Annotated in this window: 4 protein-coding genes and 1 pseudogene; all 5 read right to left on the reverse strand. The window is 41.9% G+C overall.

Going from position 1 to position 3,637, the window contains the following annotated elements:
• A partial coding sequence (locus AB5H98_RS12985; RefSeq protein ID WP_367926308.1) for a YlmH/Sll1252 family protein occupies positions 1 to 599 on the reverse strand: 599 nt, incomplete at its 3' end.
• Complete coding sequence (locus tag AB5H98_RS12990) at positions 583 to 1,038, reverse strand: cell division protein SepF (protein WP_367926309.1); 456 nt, start codon at positions 1,036 to 1,038, stop codon at positions 583 to 585. The genes AB5H98_RS12985 and AB5H98_RS12990, both read right to left, overlap by 17 nt.
• A gap of 160 nt (positions 1,039 to 1,198) precedes the next feature.
• Positions 1,199 to 2,440 carry an HlyD family efflux transporter periplasmic adaptor subunit gene (locus tag AB5H98_RS12995; protein ID WP_367926310.1) on the reverse strand — a complete coding sequence of 414 codons (1,242 nt, stop codon included), beginning with the start codon at positions 2,438 to 2,440 and terminating at the stop codon, positions 1,199 to 1,201.
• A gap of 2 nt (positions 2,441 to 2,442) precedes the next feature.
• Positions 2,443 to 3,381, reverse strand: coding sequence for a tRNA (adenosine(37)-N6)-dimethylallyltransferase MiaA (gene miaA / locus AB5H98_RS13000; protein ID WP_367926311.1), 939 nt, complete (start codon positions 3,379 to 3,381; stop codon positions 2,443 to 2,445).
• Positions 3,365 to 3,637 (reverse strand): annotated as a pseudogene (locus AB5H98_RS13005) (DNA mismatch repair protein MutL); the annotation flags it as partial. The gene miaA and the pseudogene AB5H98_RS13005, both read right to left, overlap by 17 nt.

The raw sequence follows: 3,637 nt of genomic DNA on the forward strand, positions 1-3,637 counted from the left end.
CGACTGCTGTGAATCATCTCAGCCAAAAGTGCATCAAGCCGCAATGATGCAAGACTAACCGTATACTCCTGTCCAGCAGGTAAAGCAACTACCTCAGCATCTTCCTGTGTAACGCATACACGATAATGACCAACGGAAAGAAGTTCTTCACACACAACAGGGATATGACGATTCATTACGAAGCATCTGGCCCCATTCTCGCAAATCAGAATATCTCCGATGCACTCTCTTGTTATTCCCAAACTCAGAAGAGCCCCCAAATAATCCCGGTGCGTCAATACAAAACTTTGCTGCTGTACCACAATCGAAAGGCATTTTGCTGCAAAAAACTCGGCCGGTTTTTCATCTCTGTAAATACACAGAATTTTTCGATCGGCTCCTTCATATCCGCCAAAAAACGTGTAGCTTGACCATTTTTCTTTATTTAAAGCCGAAACAGCAAGCATCTGTTCACGATCATTCAAAAAAGAAGTTGCCTTTGGCTTACCAGTATATTCTACTTGGCGAACCCATTCTGTCACACGTCTTAACCAAAGTTTCTCTTCGTCGTTTTGAGGTGGCACATACCCACGCTGCTTCGAATTAGAAGAAGACGCCATTGCTCTCCAGCTCGTCCAACAAATCTCCCATAATATCTACATTATAAGGAGTAATAATAAAAGTACTATTGGCCACACGCTTAATTTGCCCATTGTTAGCATAGGCTACACCAGACAAAAAGTCTACCAAACGTCGTGCAATATCCTTGCTGGTAGATTCCAAGTTCAACACTACCGTACGTTTCGCATTCAAATGATCTGCCACAGCACTGGCATCATCAAAACGCTCCGGTTTTACAAGCACAACCTGGAGTTGCATGGTGGAATTGATATTGACCACTTTATTTCTCTTTGGGTCCGAATCCTGTGGTGCATAACTATCCTGTACATTGTAATCATCAGAATCGTCAGCATTTTGCATCATGTCGACATCATCCTCATCGTAATCGTCGTCGTCGGGCACGCCCATCATACCTTTAAGTTTATCAAACACGCTCATAAATCGCTGTACTCCTTTTGAAACAATGTAATGTTGCAACCATTTTTAAAAGAGGGCATACAACCGCATAATACATATATGCTAATATTTTTATTATCTTCATTTTAGCTCTTATTGTCAATCTTTTTCCAAAAAAAGCTGACATGCGCCGGGTCCTTTTTTACAACAAAACTTTATCCTCATAAAGATTGCCTGTGTCCGTGATAACTTCATCGTACATCTTGAGATAAGTTTTTTCTTGCGTATCTTGGCTATCCGGGTTAACTAAAATATAATTTTGATCTTCAAAAATCACGTCAATATAACGTTTTTGCGCAGTATTTCCGCGCTTGACGTAAACGTAATCCTCACCTTCGCTAACTCGCCTAGCAGCAGCGTCCACTCGTAACCCTTCATAGACCTGAAATGTAATCTGGGCATTTTCCTTCTCAAGCGTTACCACATCTTCATTGATATAGTCACACAGTAACTCCACTTTCGCAAGATTGTTTTCTTCATCTACAACAACACTGATTACCTGCGCAGGGAACTGATTATCAGATACACCCGGAAAAGAAATTTGTACGGTTTTTCCTTCTACAAATTTAGTTGCTTGCTTTGCATCCACTAAAGCAAAATAGCTCCACTCATAATCCGTAATAATTTTTCCTGCAACTGTGTTTTCGTTTTCTTGTAACGGTTGCTGACATGCCGCCGAAAACTCACTCGGTGTCATTTTAGAAAGTTCTTCACCGGTGTAGATTCTTTTTGTGCTATCTTGAGCCGATACAAAATAACCTGCCGTATTAGAAACAATCGGTACAGGAGTTCCCACCGAAATGGCATCTCTTTTTTCTGTCAACTCTTGAATGCGCTGTGAAAAATCAGAAGCTGACCCCGTATTGATCAAAAGGCGATTTTGCGCCGTTAAAACTTCCTCTCTCGCTTGCGGTATCTGTGTATAATTTCCACTTTGTACACTGGACAGAATTTCATAAATACCGTTCTTCGTTTGTTTCAGCAAAGAATCCACATCAACCGCCACAGTAGAAATTGTTTGCGATTTTTCAACCAAAGCAATTTCTTCATTCAAATCCTGAATCTGTTGATATCCAGCAGCCTGTTGGGCATCAGAAAACTGCTGTGCAACAGCCGTTCCGGCTGAAACACGTTCTCCATCTTGCGCAACATAGCCCAAAACACCAGCTCCGTCGTAAGTGATGTCCGTTTCACTCAACGAGACATACCCTTGGCAAGATATTGTATCCGCCATTTCATACAACACCGCCGTCTGCGTATCATATGAACGGTTTACTTGGCCAAAAAGAATTAAAGCGAGCTGAACAGCAATATAAACAACTGGAATAAGCAACAAAAGAAGGATTCCCCATCTTATTTTCTTTTGTTTTGTACGTTTTTCCATGTTTATTCCTTTTCAAAATCTTTCGATTTCCAATACTCCAATACTATACTTTCCACAGTCTCTTGTGGATCAAGCCAAAGAACATCCGGCATTCTTCGAAACCAGGTAAGTTGACGTTTCGCATAATTTCTTGTTGCTTGCTTAAGAGACTGTACACAATCAGACAGCGCCATCTTTCCTTCAAAGTAAGGAAAAAATTCCTTATACCCTATCGCTTGTGCAACCGTATGATAACTCTCACGATTCAAATATACCTTTTTTGCTTCTTCCAGCAATCCCATCTCCATCATTTGGTCTACGCGCATTTCAATTCTCTCATACAAAATCTGCCTGTCTTTCGGACAGAGGCAAACGATGCACGCATTGTATGGTTTTTCTTTGGGCAGAGATTCATTTCTCTGCTCCGTCATGGTCTTACCAGTTTGCCGATACAATTCCAACGCACGCAAAACACGCACATGATTATTGGGGTGCAATGTAGCAGCATACTGCGGATCGATACTTTTTAGTTCTTCATAGAGCGGAATAATTCCTTTTTCATCCAATTCTTTCTGCAGGAGCATTCTCTCCTGCGATAACGGTTTTGCCGGAGAAAAACGAACGCCGTCCAACAAACTTGAAATGTACAAACCAGTCCCGCCCACAAGAATCGGCACATGCCCCCGCTCCGCAATTTGTTGAATTGTATTCGATGCCAATTCAACATAATCCGCTACAGAAAAAGTCTGTTCTGGCTCAAGAAATCCCATAAGATGATGTACGACACCATCCATTTCCGATGTATCGGGTCTCGCTGTTCCCACAGAAAGACCTGCATATATTTGCATAGAGTCTGCTGAAACCACTTCTCCATTTAATTGCTTTGCTAAACGAATAGAGGAGGAAGTTTTTCCAGAAGCGGTAGGGCCACAAATCACCAAAATCTTAACCTTGTCTGCCAAACTGTTTCTCCAGCTCCTTTAATGTTAAACGCAAAATAACCGGTCGACCATGCGGGCAAAACGGTGGAATTTTCCCATCCATCACGTCTTCAGCCAAACGCATCAACTGTGTAGTATGTGTTTTATCTCCAGCCTTTATAGCGGCTCGGCAAGCAATCGAATGCAATACCCATTCGGTTTTTTCACTCGTAGTATACTTTGGATTTTCCCGCAAATGGCTGGCAAGTTCGACCACTAAATCTTCCACGTTATCCGG

Origin of the sequence: uncultured Ruthenibacterium sp., from assembly GCF_963558415.1 — a bacterium.
Lineage (GTDB): Bacteria > Bacillota > Clostridia > Oscillospirales > Ruminococcaceae > Ruthenibacterium.